Raw genomic sequence first — 15,977 nt, 5'->3', positions numbered from 1 at the left:
TTTGCTCCTGCGGTTGGCACAGCCGTTGCATGGTCTGTTCGCGATGCGATCAACCAGTCAGGGAGTTTTGAAATATGCGGGGCAGTTTCTCGACAATAACAAAAATGTTTTCGGCAGGCGCGGTCACGGCCGGCCTGCTGATGAGCGTCCCGGCCAGGGCGGCTGACGACACGATCAAGGTGGGTATCCTCCACTCGCTGTCGGGGACCATGGCGATTTCGGAGACGACGCTGAAGGACGCCATGCTGATGCTCATCGAAGAGCAGAATGCAAAGGGCGGCCTGCTCGGCAAGAAACTCGAAGCGGTCGTCGTCGATCCGGCTTCGAACTGGCCGCTGTTCGCCGAAAAGGCGCGCGAGCTGATCTCCAAGGACAAGGTCGCGGCGGTGTTCGGGTGCTGGACCTCGGTGTCGCGCAAGTCGGTGCTGCCGGTGTTCAGCGAACTCGACAACATCCTGTTCTACCCCGTCCAGTATGAGGGCGAGGAGAGCGAGCGCAACGTGTTCTACACCGGCGCAGCGCCGAACCAGCAGGCTATTCCGGCTGTCGACTATCTAATGAGCGAGGACGGCGGTTCGGTGAAGCGCTGGGTGCTTGAAGGCACCGACTACGTCTATCCGCGCACCACCAACAAGATCCTCGAAGCCTATCTGAAAGCCAAGGGCGTCGCTGCCGAAGACATCATGGTCAACTACACGCCGTTCGGCTTCTCCGATTGGCAGACCGAGGTCGCGGCGATCAAGAAGTTCGGCTCCGCCGGCAAGAAGACCGCCGTCGTCTCGACGGTCAATGGCGACGCCAACGTGCCGTTCTACAAGGAGCTTGGCAACCAGGGCGTCAAGGCCGAGGACATCCCGGTCATGGCCTTCTCGGTCGGCGAGGAAGAGCTTGCCGGTCTCGATACCGCGCCGCTCGTCGGTCATCTCGCCGCCTGGAACTATTTTCAGAGCATCGATACGCCCGAGAACGCCAAGTTCATCGCCGACTGGCACAAGTTCATCAAGAGCGACAAGCGCACCACCAACGACCCGATGGAAGCCCATTATGTCGGCTTCAACATGTGGGTGAAGGCGGTCGAGAAGGCCGGCACCACCGATCCTGACAAGGTCATCGACGCCGTGATCGGCGTCTCGGTGCCGAACCTGACCGGTGGCTATTCGACCATGATGCCGAACCATCACATCACCAAGCCGGTGCTGATCGGCGAAATCCAGGCCGATGGCCAGTTCGAGACCGTCTCGCAGACGCCTGGCCTGGTGATGGGCGACGAGTGGTCCGACTATCTGGCCGATTCGAAGGACCTGATTTCCGATTGGCGCGCGCCTCTGTCCTGCGGCAACTTCAATGTCGCCACCGGCAAATGCGGCGGCAAGGGGACCAACTGATCCTCCCGGGTCTGACGGTCGTGGATTTCTCCACGACCTGGACCGCGACGCGTCCGGGCGAACTCGTCCTCTCCTCCAGTCCGCCCGGACGCGAAGTTTCAACCCTCAAGAATCGCAGAAATCGATGATCCTCACCCGCGCGATCGGCCTGACGGTGCTGCTCCTCCTGGGGATGCTGTCGCCGTCGAACGCTGCCGAAGCGGATCTGCGCGCCATCATCGCCAAATTTGCCACTGCCTCGAATTTCTCGGCCACCGAAGCTGTCGTGCGCGAGCTGGCGGCCACCGGTGATACTGCCGTCGAACGACCGCTTGGCGCGCTTGCCGAGGGCGATCTTTACGTCCGCAAGGCCGATTCGCTGGTTTTCATCGGCAAGGCAGCTGGCGGCAGCGTTGAGCTGCTCGACCCGCTGAGCGGTGAAAAATCAGGCGACGCGGCCAAAAGCGAGATCACCAAGATCAAGGTCAACAACACGCTGCGCCGCGCCGTCCGCGATGCGCTGGGCACGCTGACGCTCGGCGCAAAAGATCCGGCCGCGCGCATTGCCGCCGCCGACACCATGTTCAGGACGCCCGATGCGACAAACATCGAGCCGCTCGATGCTGCAGTCGCCAGCGAGACCGTGGCGAGCGTCAAGGCGCTGCTCGAACAGGCCCGCGCCGCATCGGTTCTGGTGTCCGACAGGTCGGAGTTCGACAAGCTGGCGGCGGTCGCCCTGATCGGCGGGCGCGGCGATCGCAACGCGCTGTCCCTGCTCACAGCCGTCGAGGCCAATTCCGAAGGCGCGGTCAAGGACGCGGCGACGGCGGCGATCGCCAACATCAATTCGACGCTGGCGCTGTGGGATGCGGGCCAGAACATCTGGTACGGCATTTCGCTCGGATCGGTGCTGCTGCTGGCGGCGATCGGCCTCGCCATCACCTTTGGCGTCATGGGCGTCATCAACATGGCGCATGGCGAAATGGTGATGCTCGGCGCCTACACGACCTTTGTCGTGCAGGAGGTGATCCGAACCTCCTTTCCCGGCCTGTTCGACTGGTCGCTGGTTATCGCGCTGCCGCTCGCCTTCTCGGTCGCGGCGTTCGTCGGCCTCGTCATCGAGCGGGGCGTGATCCGTTTTCTCTACGGCCGGCCGCTGGAGACGCTGCTGGCGACATGGGGCGTCTCGCTGATCCTGCAGCAGGCCGTGCGCACCATCTTCGGGCCGACCAACCAGGAGGTCGGCAATCCGTCGTGGATGTCGGGTTCGTTCTATATCGGCCAGCTTGCGGTGACCTGGAACCGGCTCTGGATACTGGTATTCGCGCTCGGCGTGTTCGCGGTGCTGCTTTATGTGATGAAGCGCACCCCCTGGGGCCTGCAGATGCGCGCCGTCACCGCCAATCGCCGCATGGCCGCTTCGATGGGCATCAGGACGCCGTGGGTCGACGCGCTGACCTTTGCCCTGGGATCCGGCATTGCCGGCATCGCCGGTGTCGCGCTCAGCCAGATCGACAATGTCTCGCCCAATCTCGGCCGCGGCTACATCATCGACAGCTTCATGGTCGTCGTCTTCGGCGGGGTCGGCAATCTCTGGGGGACGCTGGTCGGCGCCTTCTCGCTCGGCATCGTCAACAAGTTCCTCGAACCCTATGCCGGCGCGGTTCTCGGCAAGATCGTCGTGCTGGTCCTCATCATCCTGTTCATCCAGAAACGCCCGCGCGGCCTGTTCGCGCTGAAGGGCAGGTCGGTGGAAGCATGATCACCGGACGCTTCTTCGCCGCCGGCGCCGACCGCCGCATCGCCATCACGATCTTCATCCTTCTGGCGGTCGCCATCATCGTGCCGCTGCTCAATCTTGCGGTCTCGCCGACAAGTGCGTTCTACGTGCCGTCCTATGTCGTCGCGCTCACCGGCAAGTACCTCTGCTACGCGCTGCTCGCCCTGGCGCTCGATCTCGTCTGGGGCTATTGCGGCATCCTTTCGCTCGGCCACGGCGCCTTCTTCGCGCTCGGCGGCTATGCGATGGGCATGTATCTGATGCGCCAGATCGGTTCGCGCGGCGTTTACGGCAATCCGCTGCTGCCGGACTTCATGGTGTTCCTGAATTATGGGGAATTGCCGTGGTTCTGGTACGGTTTCGACCAATTCTGGTTTGCCACGATCATGGTTCTTGCAGTGCCTGGCCTGCTCGCCTTCGTCTTCGGCTGGTTCGCCTTCCGCAGCCGCGTCACCGGCGTCTATCTGTCGATCATCACCCAGGCGATGACCTATGCGCTGCTGCTTGCGTTTTTCCGCAACGACATGGGTTTCGGCGGCAACAACGGCCTGACCGATTTCAAGGATATTCTCGGCTACAACGTGCAGGCCGATGCCACACGCTCGGCATTGTTCGCGGCCAGCGCCGTCACGCTGGCGCTCGCCGTGTTCGTCACCTGGGCGATCGTCGGTTCCAAATACGGCAAGCTGCTGATGGCGGTGCGCGACGCCGAGAGCCGCACGCGCTTTCTCGGCTGGCGCGCCGAAAACGTCAAACTGTTCGCCTTCACCGTGTCGGCTGTCATGGCCGGCATTGCCGGCGCGCTCTATGTGCCGCAGGTTGGCATCATCAATCCGGGCGAGTTCGAGCCGTCCAATTCGATCGAGGTCGTGGTATGGGCGGCCGTCGGCGGACGCGGCACCATCGTCGGGCCGATCATCGGCGCGCTCGTGGTCAATGCCGGCAAATCCTGGTTCACCGGCGTGCTGCCGGCGTTCTGGCTGTTTGCGCTGGGCGGGCTGTTCGTCGCCGTCACGCTGTTCCTGCCCAAGGGCATTGTCGGCATGTGGGATTCCTGGCGCGGCAATGCCAGGGCGCTGCGCGCAGCCTCGATCGCCGACCCGATCGTTGGGGAGGCCGGCACCGATCCTGACGTCCCGCCACCGCCGAAGATCGTTCGCTCGGCTGCGAGAACGCCGGGCGACTGGTCCGCATCCGGCCCCGAACCTCAGCCGGCGGAGTGAGCAATGCCGAAGAGCAACACCATCCTCTATCTCGACGGCGTCTCGGTTTCCTTCGACGGCTTTCGCGCCATCAACAATTTGTCGCTGGTGCTCGACAAGGGCGAGATGCGGGCGATCATCGGTCCCAACGGCGCCGGCAAGACCACGATGATGGACATCGTCACCGGCAAGACGCGCCCCGACTCGGGCGAGGTTTATTTCGACGGGCAGGTCGACCTGACGAAACATGACGAGGCCGAGATCGCCATGATGGGCATCGGCAGGAAATTCCAGAAGCCGACGGTGTTCGAAAGCCACACGATCGAGGACAACCTGATGCTGGCGCTGAAGGGCCCACGCTCGATCTTCCCGGCACTGTTCCATCGCCGCTCGGCGGCGGAGGCGCGGCGGATCGACGACATCCTCGGCATCATCCGGCTCGGTGACAAGCGCGACGAGCTTGCCGCCAATCTCAGCCACGGCCAGAAGCAATGGCTCGAGATCGGCATGCTTTTGGCGCAGGATCCGAAGCTGCTTTTGGTCGACGAACCGGTCGCCGGCATGACCGACGCCGAAACCGAGGAGACCGCGCGGCTGCTCAGGGATATTGCCCGCGACCATTCGGTCATCGTCGTCGAGCACGACATGCATTTCGTGCGCGAGCTCGGCGTCAAGGTCACCTGCCTGCACGAAGGCTCGGTGCTGTCCGAAGGCTCGCTCGATTTCGTTTCGGCCGACGAGCGTGTCGTCGAAGTCTATCTGGGGAGATGACCATGGTCTGGCGCGTTCCGTTCCATCATTTCGATCTTTCGTTCTTCAGGCGCTGGAGAAGGCGCTGACCATGCTCGAAGTCTCCAACGCCACGCTGCACTACGGCGCCGCCCAGGCGCTGCGTGGCGTCTCGCTGAAGGCCGGCGCCGGCAAGATCACCTGCGTGCTCGGCCGCAACGGCGTCGGCAAAACCAGTTTGATGAGATCGATCGTCGGCCACCACCGGCTGACGAGCGGAAGCGTTGCCTTCGAGGGGAAGGCGCTCGACCGGAGCGCGGCGTATGATCGCGCCCGGTCGGGCATCGCATTCGTGCCGCAGGGCAGGGAGATCTTCCCGCTGCTCACCGTGCGGGAAAACCTCGAATCGGGCTTTGCGCCATTGAAGCGCGTCGACCGCAACATTCCCGGCCACGTCTTCGAATTGTTCCCGGTGCTGAAGCAGATGCTCGCGCGCCGCGGCGGCGACCTTTCCGGCGGCCAGCAGCAGCAGCTTGCCATTGGCAGGGCACTGGTGATGCGGCCGAAACTGCTGGTGCTCGACGAGCCGACCGAAGGCATCCAGCCGTCGATCATCAAGGATATCGGCCGCGCCATCCGCTATCTGCGCGACCAGGCCGATATCGCCGTGCTGCTGGTCGAACAGTATCTCGATTTCTGCCGGGAACTGGCCGACGAGGTCAACATCATGGACCGCGGCCTGATCGTCCACACCGGCCCGGCCGAGGATCTCGACCGGGCCGATGTGAGGAAGTTCCTGACCGTTTAGCGCGGGAAGAATGACGGTTCTCCTCGCTGGCGAATCGCACCTTTGGGATTAGCCGAACCATCCCTCCCTTCGTCATCCTGGGGCGAAGCAAGGAGCGGAGCGACGCGGCGCAGACCCCAGGATCCACGCCGTGCAGTCAGCCAAAGAGTGCAGCGGTCAAGAACAGAAGCCGTTTTCCAGCGTACACAATCCTGGATTCTGTACCGTGGCGACGCTCTGAAGTTACGGCATGGATCCTTGGGTCTTCGCGCCGCTTCGCGTCGCTGCGCCCAAGGATGACGAAGTCGCGAATGCCCGCCCAGTCTATCCTGAACGCCTTTGTTCCTGAACGCCTCTGGCGCGCTGAAGATTGCATGCTAGGCTTTACTTGGCCTTGTTGAGTCGGCCGCTTTCCGTATCAGTCACGTCGACAGATCAGGCGCAGGCTCAGCCGGCACGTTCCGTGCAAGCAGCCTCCATCCTGCGATCTGATCGTTGTTCAAACGCATTTGGGGCACTTGGGCCAGGGCAGCCGATGGAACGTTACGTCGAGGACCACCAGAAACGACGGCTTACCGAGCACGTCGACATCATGACCGCCATCGATATTCTGAAATCGCAAGGATACGACCACGACCAACTGATCGCGGAGCTCACCAAGGTGTTCTTCGTCGATCTCGATGCCTACAACGAAGTCGTGGTGGCGGCATGACCGAAGGGGTGGATGCGCTGTGCCGCCAACGTCAGCCTGTGACGCGCTTCATCAGCGCCATGGCGCCGAACGGCGCGCGGGCCTTGCCTTCGGTGATGAAGTAGACGAACACATCACGCGGTTTGAGCGGTGCTTCGGTTGAGGGATCGGCACGCGGCAGGTCGGCCGGCGCCTTGCCCTGGGCCCAGGTCTTGGCCCGCGCCGCCCATTCGTCGAGCACCTTTGGCGTGTAGCAGTCGGGATTGTCGTCGCTGCCGGTCTGCAGCCGGGCATAGATGAAATCGCCGGTGACGTCGGCTATTGCTGGATATTTGGCGTGGTCGGCATAGACGATCGCGACCTTGTATTGGCGCGCCAGGGCGGCGAATTCTGGCACGACGAAACTGTCGTTGCGCACCTCGACCGCATGGCGCAGCGCAACGCCGTCCTGCTTCTCAGGCAACAGCTTGAGGAAAGCCTCGAAATCGTCCGGGTCGAATTTTTTGGTTGGCGCGAACTGCCACAGGATCGGCCCGAGCTTGTCGCCGAGCGCGGCGACACCCGATCCCAGGAAACGCGTCATCGACTCGCCGGCCTCACCGAGGACGCGGCGGTTGGTGACGAAACGGTTGCCTTTCAGCGAATAGACAAAACCGTCCGGCGCTTCGTTTGCCCATTTGACGAAGGTCGGCTCCTTGAAACTCGAATAATAGGTGCCGTTGACCTCGATGCTTGGCACCTGCCGGGTTGCATAGTGCAGTTGCTTCGCCTTGGACAACTTGTCCGGGTAGAAAGACTTGTCCCAGGGCTCGAAGGTCCAGCCACCCATGCCGGCGCGGATTGTTCCAGATTGAGTCACTGTCGTCCTCCCGAGTTGAAATGGATCAGACCGTAGCGAGCGTCTTGACAGCTTTAGCCATGTCGACAAGCGTCAGCCGGTGCGGATTGGGCGTAGGGCGCAAAGACGGCTTGCGTCAGCCGGACGACAGCATCAGGATCACCGGCAAGCGCTCTTCTGATCTTCATTTGAAGGTTCTTCCAGACGCCAGCCAGTCTTCACTCACTCCGCCGCTTCGCGCTTGCCTCCGGGCCGCCGCTCCAGCAGCTCCCGCAGGAACTGGCCGGTGTAGCTGCGCTTTTCGCGGACGATATCCTCGGGCGTGCCTGAGGCCACCAGCTCGCCGCCGCCGTCGCCGCCTTCGGGACCGAGGTCGAGCACCCAGTCGGCGGTTTTTATTACCTCGAGATTGTGCTCGATGACGACCACTGTGTTGCCCTGGTCGACCAGCTCGTGCAGCACTTCCAGGAGCTTGGCGACGTCGTGGAAATGCAGGCCGGTGGTCGGCTCGTCGAGGATGTAGAGCGTCTTGCCGGTCGCCTTGCGCGACAGTTCCTTGGCCAGCTTGATGCGCTGCGCCTCGCCGCCCGACAACGTCGTCGCCTGCTGGCCGACATGGATGTAGCCGAGGCCGACCTGCTTCAGCGTCTCCAACTTGTCGCGCACGCCGGGCACGGCGGCGAAGAAATCGACGCCCTCCTCGACCGTCATGTCGAGCACGTCGGCAATCGACTTGCCCTTGAACAGGACGTCGAGCGTCTCTCTGTTGTAGCGCTTGCCGTGGCAGACGTCGCAGGTGACATAGACGTCGGGCAAAAAGTGCATCTCGATCTTGATGACGCCGTCGCCCTGGCAGGCCTCGCAGCGACCGCCCTTGACGTTGAACGAGAAGCGACCTGGCTGATAGCCGCGCGCCTTGGACTCCGGCAGCCCGGCGAACCAGTCGCGGATCGGCGTGAAGGCGCCGGTATAGGTGGCGGGATTGGAGCGCGGCGTCCGCCCTATAGGCGACTGGTCGATATCGATGACCTTGTCGAGGAATTCGAGGCCCTCGATGCGGTCGTGCTCGGCCGGGTGCTCGCGCGAACCCATGATGCGGCGCGACGCTGCCTTGAACAAGGTCTCGATCAGGAAGGTCGACTTGCCGCCGCCGGAGACGCCGGTGACGGCGGTGAAGGTGCCGAGCGGGATTTCGGCGGTAACATTCTTCAGATTGTTGCCGCGCGCGCCGACGATCTTCAGGCGCCGGTTCTTCTTGGCCTCGCGCCGCACCGCCGGCGTCGCCACTTCGAGCTCGCCGGACAGATATTTGCCGGTGATCGAGGCGGGGCTGGCCATGATCTGCTGCGGCGTTCCTTGCGCGATGATGTGGCCGCCGTGGATGCCGGCGGCCGGGCCGATATCGACGACATAGTCGGCATGCAGGATAGCGTCCTCGTCATGCTCGACGACGATCACCGTGTTGCCGATGTCGCGCAAATGCTTCAGCGTGTCGAGCAGGCGCGCATTGTCGCGCTGGTGCAGGCCGATCGACGGCTCGTCCAGCACATAGAGCACGCCGGTGAGGCCGGAGCCGATCTGCGAGGCCAGCCGTATGCGCTGGCTCTCGCCGCCCGACAGCGTGCCGGAATTGCGCGACAGCGTCAGGTAGTCGAGCCCGACATCGTTGAGGAAGCGCAGCCGCTCGCGGATTTCCTTGAGCACGCGCACCGCGATCTCGTTCTGCTTGTCGCTGAGTGCGGCGGGCAGCTCGGTGAACCATTGGTCGGCCTTGCGGATCGACAGCTCGGTGACCTCGCCGATGTGCTTGCCGGCAATCTTCACCGCCAGCGCTTCCGGCTTCAGCCGGTAGCCGCGGCAGGCCGGGCAAGGCGTGGCCGACATGAAGCGCTCGATCTCCTCGCGCATCCAGGCGGATTCGGTTTCCTTCCAGCGCCGCTCGAGATTGGGGATGACGCCTTCGAATGTCTTTGTCGTCTGGTAGGAGCGCAGGCCGTCATCATACTGGAAAGTGACTTCGCGCTCGCCGGTGCCGTGCAGGATGGCTTGCTTTGCCTCTGCGGTCAGGTCCCGGAACTTGTCGCCGAGCTTGAAGCCATAAGCCTTGCCCAGCGCCTCGAGCGTCTGCACGTAATAGGGCGAGGTCGATTTCGCCCATGGGCTGACGGCGCCGGCGCGCAGCGACAGATTGTCGTCGGGCACGATCAGGCTGGCGTCGATGGCGCGCTGGCTGCCGAGGCCGTCGCAGGTCGGGCAGGCGCCGAACGGGTTGTTGAAGGAGAACAGCCGCGGCTCGATTTCGGGAATGGTGAAGCCGGACACCGGGCAGGCGAATTTTTCGGAGAACAGGATGCGCTCATGCGTCTCGTTCTTCGACTTGTTGACCGAATCCTCGCCGGTCTGGCTGGCGTCGAGCGGCCGGTCGGCGAATTCGGCCACCGCCAGCCCGTCGGCGAGCTTCAGCGCGGTCTCGATGGAATCGGCAAGCCGCGTCGCCAGATCGCCGCGCACGACGATGCGGTCGACGACGACGTCGAGGTCATGCTTGTACTTCTTGTCCAGCGCCGGCACGTCGGCGATTTCGTAAAAGACACCGTCGACCTTGACGCGCTGAAAACCCTTCTTCTGCAGCTCCAGCAGTTCCTTGCGGTATTCGCCTTTGCGGCCTCGCACCATCGGCGCCAGGATGAACAGGCGCGTGCCCTCCTCGACCGCCAGCACGCGGTCGACCATCTGCGAAACCGTCTGGCTCTCGATCGGCAGGCCGGTGGCCGGCGAATAGGGGATGCCGACGCGCGCGAACAGCAGCCGCATGTAGTCGTAGATCTCGGTGACGGTGCCGACCGTCGAGCGCGGGTTCTTCGACGTGGTCTTCTGCTCGATGGAGATGGCCGGCGACAAGCCGTCGATCTGGTCGACATCAGGCTTCTGCATCATTTCGAGGAACTGTCGCGCATAGGCCGACAGGCTCTCGACGTAGCGGCGCTGGCCCTCGGCATAGATGGTGTCGAAGGCGAGCGAGGACTTGCCGGACCCCGACAGCCCGGTCATTACGATCAGGCTGTCACGCGGCAGGTCGAGATCGACATTCTTCAGATTGTGTTCGCGCGCCCCGCGAATGGAAAGATATTTATGGTCGGCCATCGCCGGTCGCCGCCTCAGATCTGGAATCTCGTGGGATGGCGGGTTATCCCGGCCATCTCCCATGTAGGTATTTTAGCTACCATTTCGAGAGAACTCTCGACCAAAGCCTTTAACCGTCTTTTGCGCGGGCGAGCAAGCGGAAAGAACAAAGGCCGAACACGCTCCTGACAAATGCGTCCGTGTATCCACAGCCAACGTCGCGCTGCTCAAAACGGATGCAAATTTCGGATTCGCCACACAAGCGATCACGTTTTTAGTAAATCGGCTATCCAGCTGTTGACGTCTCAGCCTTAGGGAGTCAGACTCCAGACGTCACCGAAGCCGACTATCTTTCGATGGCCTCGCCGCCCTAAGGCGGCCTGTACGAGTTGCAGGCTTCTGCGATATGCGCTTCGGACGACACCAGTCGCAATGGACAGAAGAGGAGAGCAGAGGAATGACTCCACCGGACAGTCCCTTGAGGCTCCACGTGTCACTGGAGCCGCGGCAGGCATAAGTGCCAGGGCCAGGCGTTTGCGCCGCCCGACAAACCGTGACCTGCCGATCCCATGAAAATCAGAGACTACTAGTCGGATCGTCGGCTGAACGCCGCGAAGCATCCGAGATCAAAGAGCCGGCAGTTCGCTCCCGGCCATTGGATTTCAGATCCAAGAAAGCCCCGACCGTTTGCGGAAGCAGCGGCGGGGCTATCCGTTTCAATGGCGCAAGCGCAGCACGAATGCCTGACACTCCTGACATTGTGGCAGCGATGGCCGATGTGCTATCGCCGGGGGCGGTAATAGCGCGGTCTTGCCTTCTCCCCTTGTGGGAGAAGGTGGATTGGCGCGCAGCGCCAAGACGGTTGAGGGGTGTTGGACGGAGTGCTGTTGATGCCAAGCTGGAGCACCCCTCATCCGACCGAGCTTCGCTCGGCCACCTTCTCCCACAAGGGGAGAAGGGGAGCCCGCCGTGCCGCGATGGCGACACCGACAATCAGCCGGTTCGAGCAAATGCGTGAAATCCTGGACATCGGCGGACTGTATCGCCGCACTCTGGCCGAAGCCAGACCGGTGGCGATCAAACTGGCCGAACGGCTTGGCTGCTATCGCTCATGGCGTTCGGCTTTCAAGCCGCCTGTTTGCGCGTATCAAAAACATGATCGACAAGGCCCCATGTCCTTGCCTCCGCGGCGGTCATGAAATGGTCGCGGTCGAGCGTGCGTTCGACCTCTTCGACCGTGCGACCACAGTGGTGCGCGTAAAGCTCGGTCATGCGCCGCTTGGTCCTGAGGATGCCTTCGGCGTGGCGCTGGATGTCGGAGGCCTGGCCCTGGAAACCGCCTGACGGCTGGTGCAGCAGGATGCTGGTGTTGGGCAGCGCGATGCGTCGCCCCGGGGTGCCGGCCATCAGCAGGAAAGAGGCCATCGACGCAGCAAAGCCCATGCAGACGGTCGATACGGGGCAAGAAACGTACTGCATCGTGTCGTAGATGGCGAAGCCGCTGGTCACCACACCGCCAGGCGAGTTGATGTAGAGCGAAATCTCCTTGTCTGGATTGTCGGATTCCAGCGACAGGAGCTGGGCACAGACCAACGCCGACACATTGTCGTCGATCGGACCGTTGATGAAGACGATGCGCTCGCGCAGCAGCCGCGAGAAAATGTCGAAGGCGCGTTCGCCGCGGCTCGACTGCTCGATCACCATCGGCACCAGGTTGGCAAAACCGCTCATCGCTTTTCTCCGTTGTGCTGCTCAGGCCGCGCGCAGGGAGAGGCGAGGCGTGTTTGCGGCTATGGTCTGTCTGGGGTTGTGCGCGTTGAGTGAAAGCCGGCAACCGGCGCCGGCAACCGCAGGCGTCGCTACTCGCGCAAATCCGTCGTGGACGATGCGCAGATGCGTTCCGCCCGACACCGTGCGGTCGAGCGTGAAGGTGACGATGCTAACTATTGGGCTATCCATTGGGCTGTCCAGTGGATCCGCGATATTGCCAGGCGCCGGCCGCTCCCGCCAGGAATAACGCAGCAGGCGTTCGGGCTCGGCGTCGAGGATTACGCACTCGATCGGTGCATCCGCCTTGGCAAAGGCAAAGCGGCTGCCGATCTCGGGTTTGATGTCGTTCGGCATCATCCAGGCCGCGAGCAGGTCCGGCACCGTCAGCGCCCGCCACACTTTCTCCGGCGGGTCTGGAAGTTCGCACTCGAACTCGATCGAGTCTGCCGCCATGTTTGAATGCTGTTTTGCCGTCATTGGTCCATATCCTTCAAAACCGCCTTGAGCCGTTCGATACGCTCGGGCCAGAACGCACGGTAACGCTCGATCCAGCCGAGCAGAGGCTCAAGCCCTTGCGGATCGGCGCGATAATAGGAGTTGCGGCCGGCTCGCCGCTCGGCCACCAGGCCGGCGCCGCGCAGCACTGCGAGATGCTGCGACACGGCCGGTTGCGACACGCTCATGCCGCTGCGCAGTTCCGACACCGTCATTTCGCCGGCGGCGAGCCGTTCGTACACGGCGCGGCGCGTCGGGTCGGCAAGCGCTCGAAAAATCTCGGCTTCGATCATGGCAAAAGCATAAGTCTACACTTATTGATTTGGCAAGCAGTCTTTTCGCGCCCATATGGAACGGCACGGCGGAACCCATCGATTGCTGACATTCCTTGACAAAACGGATTGATGGTTATAGAACGAAAAGAGAACAAAAACCTTGTGGGAAAAGCCAGCCACGGCAGGCGGGGAATGTCCGCAGTCTATAAGGTGAGAGCGAGAAAATTTGTTTTGGATGAGCGCGGAGAAGTATCATGGCGGGTAGCGTCAACAAGGTCATTCTGGTGGGCAATCTCGGGGCGGACCCGGAAATCCGCCGTTTGAATTCGGGTGAGCCGGTCGTCAATATCCGCGTCGCCACCTCGGAAAGCTGGCGCGACAAGACTTCCGGCGAGCGCAAGGAAAAGACCGAGTGGCACAATGTCGTGATCTTCAACGAGCAACTCGCCAAGGTCGCCGAGCAGTATCTGAAGAAGGGTGCGAAGGTTTATGTCGAGGGCCAGTTGCAGACGCGCAAATGGCAGGACCAGACCGGCAATGATCGCTACACGACCGAAATCGTGCTGCAGAAATTCCGTGGCGAGCTGCAGATGCTCGACGCACGCGGGCAGGGCGAGGGCGGTCAGGTCGGCAGCTATGCCGGTGGCGGCAGCAGCCGCGGTTCGGATTTCGGCCAGTCCGGTCCGGGCGAGAATCTCAATCGCGGCGGCGGTGGCGGCAACAAGGGTGGCGGCGGTTCGTCGCGCGAACTCGACGACGAAATTCCGTTCTGATCCCTCGGAGCCAGCGGCTCTGCGCGAGCTGACAGCCAGCCACTTGATGCCACGCATTGGCGTCCCGAAAATCTGTCTCGGATTTTCGGGACGTTGTGCGTTTGAGCGGTGTGCATGAAAGGACGTATCAGGTGAAAGCACGGGTCAAATGGGTCGAGGAGCGCACTTTCGTCGGCGAGTCCGGCAGCGGTCACAAGGTGGTGCTGGGAACCGCGTTTGGACCCGACGGCAAGACGCCGGGGCCGAGCCCGATGGAACTGGTGCTGCTCGGCACTGGCGGCTGCTCAGCCTATGATGTCGTCCACATTCTCGAAAAGGGCCGCGAGGCGGTCGAAGATTGCGTGGTTGAACTCGACGCCGACCGGGCGGAGAAGGAGCCGCGGGTGTTCACCCGCATCCATATGCATTTCATCGTCAAGGGCCGCGCGCTTTCGCACGACAAGGTCAGGCGGGCGATCGACCTTTCGATCGAAAAATACTGCTCGGCCTCGGCAATGATGGCCAAGACCGCCGAGATCACCCACAACTTCGAAGTTATTGATACGACGGCGAAATAGGATAGCGTCCAGTGGCGGTTCGTTGCGCGAGATGGACGACGAAAATGACGGCCTCGGCAATCAAGCGCGAGGCCACTTTCATTTTCATGCCGCCATCAACGCCTTGACGCCGTCGGCGACGAACTGCACGGCAAGCGCCGCCAGGATGACGCCGAGCAGCCGGGTCAGGATCGAGCGGCCGGTCTGGCCGAGGATACGGTCGATGCGCTCGGCCAGCACGAACACCAGGTAGGTGATGACAAGGCAGATCGCGATGATGCCGACAAGGGCTGCCTGCGCGCCAAAACCTGGAAACGAGCCTGACAGCAGGACGGTCGCTGATATCGCGCCCGGACCGGCGATCAGCGGGATCGCCAGCGGAAAGGCGGCGATGTTGTGGATCATGTCCTTGGTGATGGCGACGTCGCCGATCTTCTCCTTGCGGTCCTGCCGGCGCTCGAACACCATTTCGAAGGCGATGAAGAACAGCAGGAACCCGCCGGCGACGCGGAACGCCGGCAGCGTGATGCCGAACACCGACAGGATCGATGCGCCGGCGATTGCAAACAGCGCCATCACCAGGAAAGCGATGATCGAGGCGCGCACGGAAACCTGGTTGCGCTCCTCGCGGTTCATGCCGCGCGTCACGGCGAGGAAGAGCGGCGCCAGGCCAGGCGGGTCGATGGTCACCAGAATGGTGACGAAGGCGTTGAACAGGCTGTCGAAGCTCGGCATCTCTGACCCTCCCCGCCGGGCCGTGCCCGAGATCCCAGCATTGGTAGAGCAAAGTAGGGGCGGTGAAAACTGGTGGAGCCTTTGATGTCGGCGGGACAGCACCCCCCTCTGGCCTGCCGGCCATCTCCCCCGCAAGGGGGGAGATTGGCACTCAGCCAGCCGCGCCATCTTGTTTAACGCAATGTTGTTAACGTTGGAGATTTGGCGGAGGCCGCTGTGACATCCGATCTCCCCCCTTGCGGGGGAGATGTCCGGCAGGACAGAGGGGGGTGGGAAGGATCGCTGCCCTCTCATTCGCACCGCTTGCGCTCTTCGGTGCCTATCAATGTCCACCCGCGCGCTGCGCCAGGAACTCGACTTCGAGCCGCCAGGTCGCACCATTGTCCTGCGAGCGTTCGCCCAGCCAGCGGAACGAATCTTCGGTGATCCGGGAAAAACTCCAGCGCACCGCGGCGCCAGTGCCGTCGGCGCCTTGCTGGACGATGGTGTCGCCCTCGGGGCGGCCGAGCTGGCGGCTGTAATACTGGGTGCGCGGATCGCTCCAGAAGATGTGCCAGGCGTCGAGGCCGGGGTCATAGACGCGCAGTGTCGTGCCATAAAAGGTCCATTTGCCGAGCGAGCTTTGTGCGCCACTGTTCCGCACGGGCAAGATCCATACATCCTGGATCGCGCATCCCTCGAGCACCCAGCCGAAATGCACCTCGCCGCGTCCGGTCAGCACCTGGCCGTCTTCGAGATGGCGCGTGGCATCGAACGTCCAGGCGCCGACGAAGCGGCCGTAAAGGTTCAGTTTTTCGGCAAGGCCTGCGGCTGGCCCGTCACTGTGCAGGGCTTCGGCAAAGGAGGATGAATTGAACATGGTTTCTGCCCACATTGTCA

Annotated in this window: 15 protein-coding genes; 8 read left to right on the top strand and 7 right to left on the bottom strand. The window is 62.7% G+C overall.

The annotated features are described in order from the left end of the window. The first annotated feature begins 74 nt into the window (after positions 1–74). The 6 genes from urtA (at position 75) to AC0L2R_RS08990 (ending at position 6,574) form a co-directional block, all read left to right on the top strand. A complete protein-coding gene (gene urtA / locus AC0L2R_RS09015) occupies positions 75–1,385 on the top strand; it encodes an urea ABC transporter substrate-binding protein (RefSeq protein WP_473508514.1) in 1,311 nt (436 codons plus the stop codon). A gap of 124 nt (positions 1,386–1,509) precedes the next feature. Then, positions 1,510–3,126, top strand: coding sequence for an urea ABC transporter permease subunit UrtB (gene urtB, locus AC0L2R_RS09010; protein WP_473508513.1), 1,617 nt, complete (start codon positions 1,510–1,512; stop codon positions 3,124–3,126). Next, positions 3,123–4,367 (top strand): urea ABC transporter permease subunit UrtC, encoded by a 1,245-nt coding sequence (urtC, locus tag AC0L2R_RS09005; RefSeq protein ID WP_473508512.1) that lies wholly within the window; start codon positions 3,123–3,125, stop codon positions 4,365–4,367. Before urtB ends, urtC begins: the two co-directional genes overlap by 4 nt. Before the next feature lie 3 nt (positions 4,368–4,370). Beyond that, positions 4,371–5,117 carry an urea ABC transporter ATP-binding protein UrtD gene (gene urtD, locus AC0L2R_RS09000; RefSeq protein ID WP_473490247.1) on the top strand — a complete coding sequence of 249 codons (747 nt, stop codon included), beginning with the start codon at positions 4,371–4,373 and terminating at the stop codon, positions 5,115–5,117. A 70-nt stretch (positions 5,118–5,187) separates the two neighbouring features. Beyond that, on the top strand, positions 5,188–5,883 hold the full coding sequence (gene urtE / locus AC0L2R_RS08995) for an urea ABC transporter ATP-binding subunit UrtE (protein WP_473508511.1): 696 nt from the start codon (positions 5,188–5,190) through the stop codon (positions 5,881–5,883). A 514-nt stretch (positions 5,884–6,397) separates the two neighbouring features. Further along, a complete protein-coding gene (locus tag AC0L2R_RS08990) occupies positions 6,398–6,574 on the top strand; it encodes a hypothetical protein (RefSeq protein ID WP_473508510.1) in 177 nt (58 codons plus the stop codon). Positions 6,575–6,605: 31 nt separating this feature from the next. Here the strand turns inward: AC0L2R_RS08990 and AC0L2R_RS08985 are convergent, their stop codons facing one another. From AC0L2R_RS08985 to AC0L2R_RS08965, 5 genes are all read right to left on the bottom strand, one after another. Then, on the bottom strand, positions 6,606–7,412 hold the full coding sequence (locus tag AC0L2R_RS08985) for a DUF72 domain-containing protein (protein ID WP_473508509.1): 807 nt from the start codon (positions 7,410–7,412) through the stop codon (positions 6,606–6,608). Positions 7,413–7,613: 201 nt separating this feature from the next. Next, a complete protein-coding gene (gene uvrA, locus AC0L2R_RS08980) occupies positions 7,614–10,535 on the bottom strand; it encodes an excinuclease ABC subunit UvrA (RefSeq protein WP_091593700.1) in 2,922 nt (973 codons plus the stop codon). A gap of 1,104 nt (positions 10,536–11,639) precedes the next feature. Then, positions 11,640–12,245, bottom strand: coding sequence for an ATP-dependent Clp protease proteolytic subunit (locus AC0L2R_RS08975; RefSeq protein ID WP_473508508.1), 606 nt, complete (start codon positions 12,243–12,245; stop codon positions 11,640–11,642). Positions 12,246–12,266: 21 nt separating this feature from the next. Continuing rightward, positions 12,267–12,761, bottom strand: a complete 495-nt coding sequence (locus AC0L2R_RS08970) for an SRPBCC family protein (protein ID WP_473508507.1) — start codon at positions 12,759–12,761, stop codon at positions 12,267–12,269. Next, a complete protein-coding gene (locus tag AC0L2R_RS08965) occupies positions 12,758–13,072 on the bottom strand; it encodes an ArsR/SmtB family transcription factor (RefSeq protein WP_473508506.1) in 315 nt (104 codons plus the stop codon). Before AC0L2R_RS08965 ends, AC0L2R_RS08970 begins: the two co-directional genes overlap by 4 nt. Before the next feature lie 236 nt (positions 13,073–13,308). Here AC0L2R_RS08965 and ssb point away from each other — a divergent pair, with 236 nt between their 5' ends. After that, positions 13,309–13,827, top strand: coding sequence for a single-stranded DNA-binding protein (ssb, locus tag AC0L2R_RS08960; protein ID WP_128172377.1), 519 nt, complete (start codon positions 13,309–13,311; stop codon positions 13,825–13,827). Positions 13,828–13,958: 131 nt separating this feature from the next. After that, a complete protein-coding gene (locus AC0L2R_RS08955) occupies positions 13,959–14,384 on the top strand; it encodes an OsmC family protein (protein ID WP_473508505.1) in 426 nt (141 codons plus the stop codon). Positions 14,385–14,468: 84 nt separating this feature from the next. Here AC0L2R_RS08955 and AC0L2R_RS08950 read toward each other — a convergent pair whose 3' ends face one another. Together AC0L2R_RS08950 and AC0L2R_RS08945 are read right to left on the bottom strand one after the other, a co-directional pair. Further along, the gene (locus AC0L2R_RS08950) at positions 14,469–15,098 is read right to left on the bottom strand and encodes a MarC family protein (RefSeq protein ID WP_027151955.1); all 630 of its coding nucleotides are present in this window, start codon (positions 15,096–15,098) and stop codon (positions 14,469–14,471) included. 322 nt (positions 15,099–15,420) lie between these two features. Beyond that, complete coding sequence (locus AC0L2R_RS08945; protein ID WP_473508504.1) at positions 15,421–15,957, bottom strand: hypothetical protein; 537 nt, start codon at positions 15,955–15,957, stop codon at positions 15,421–15,423. Positions 15,958–15,977: the final 20 nt, after the last annotated feature.

The sequence above is a fragment of the Mesorhizobium sp. WSM4820 genome, from assembly GCF_055811075.1.
This window is presented reverse-complemented; position numbering and strand designations above follow the sequence as displayed.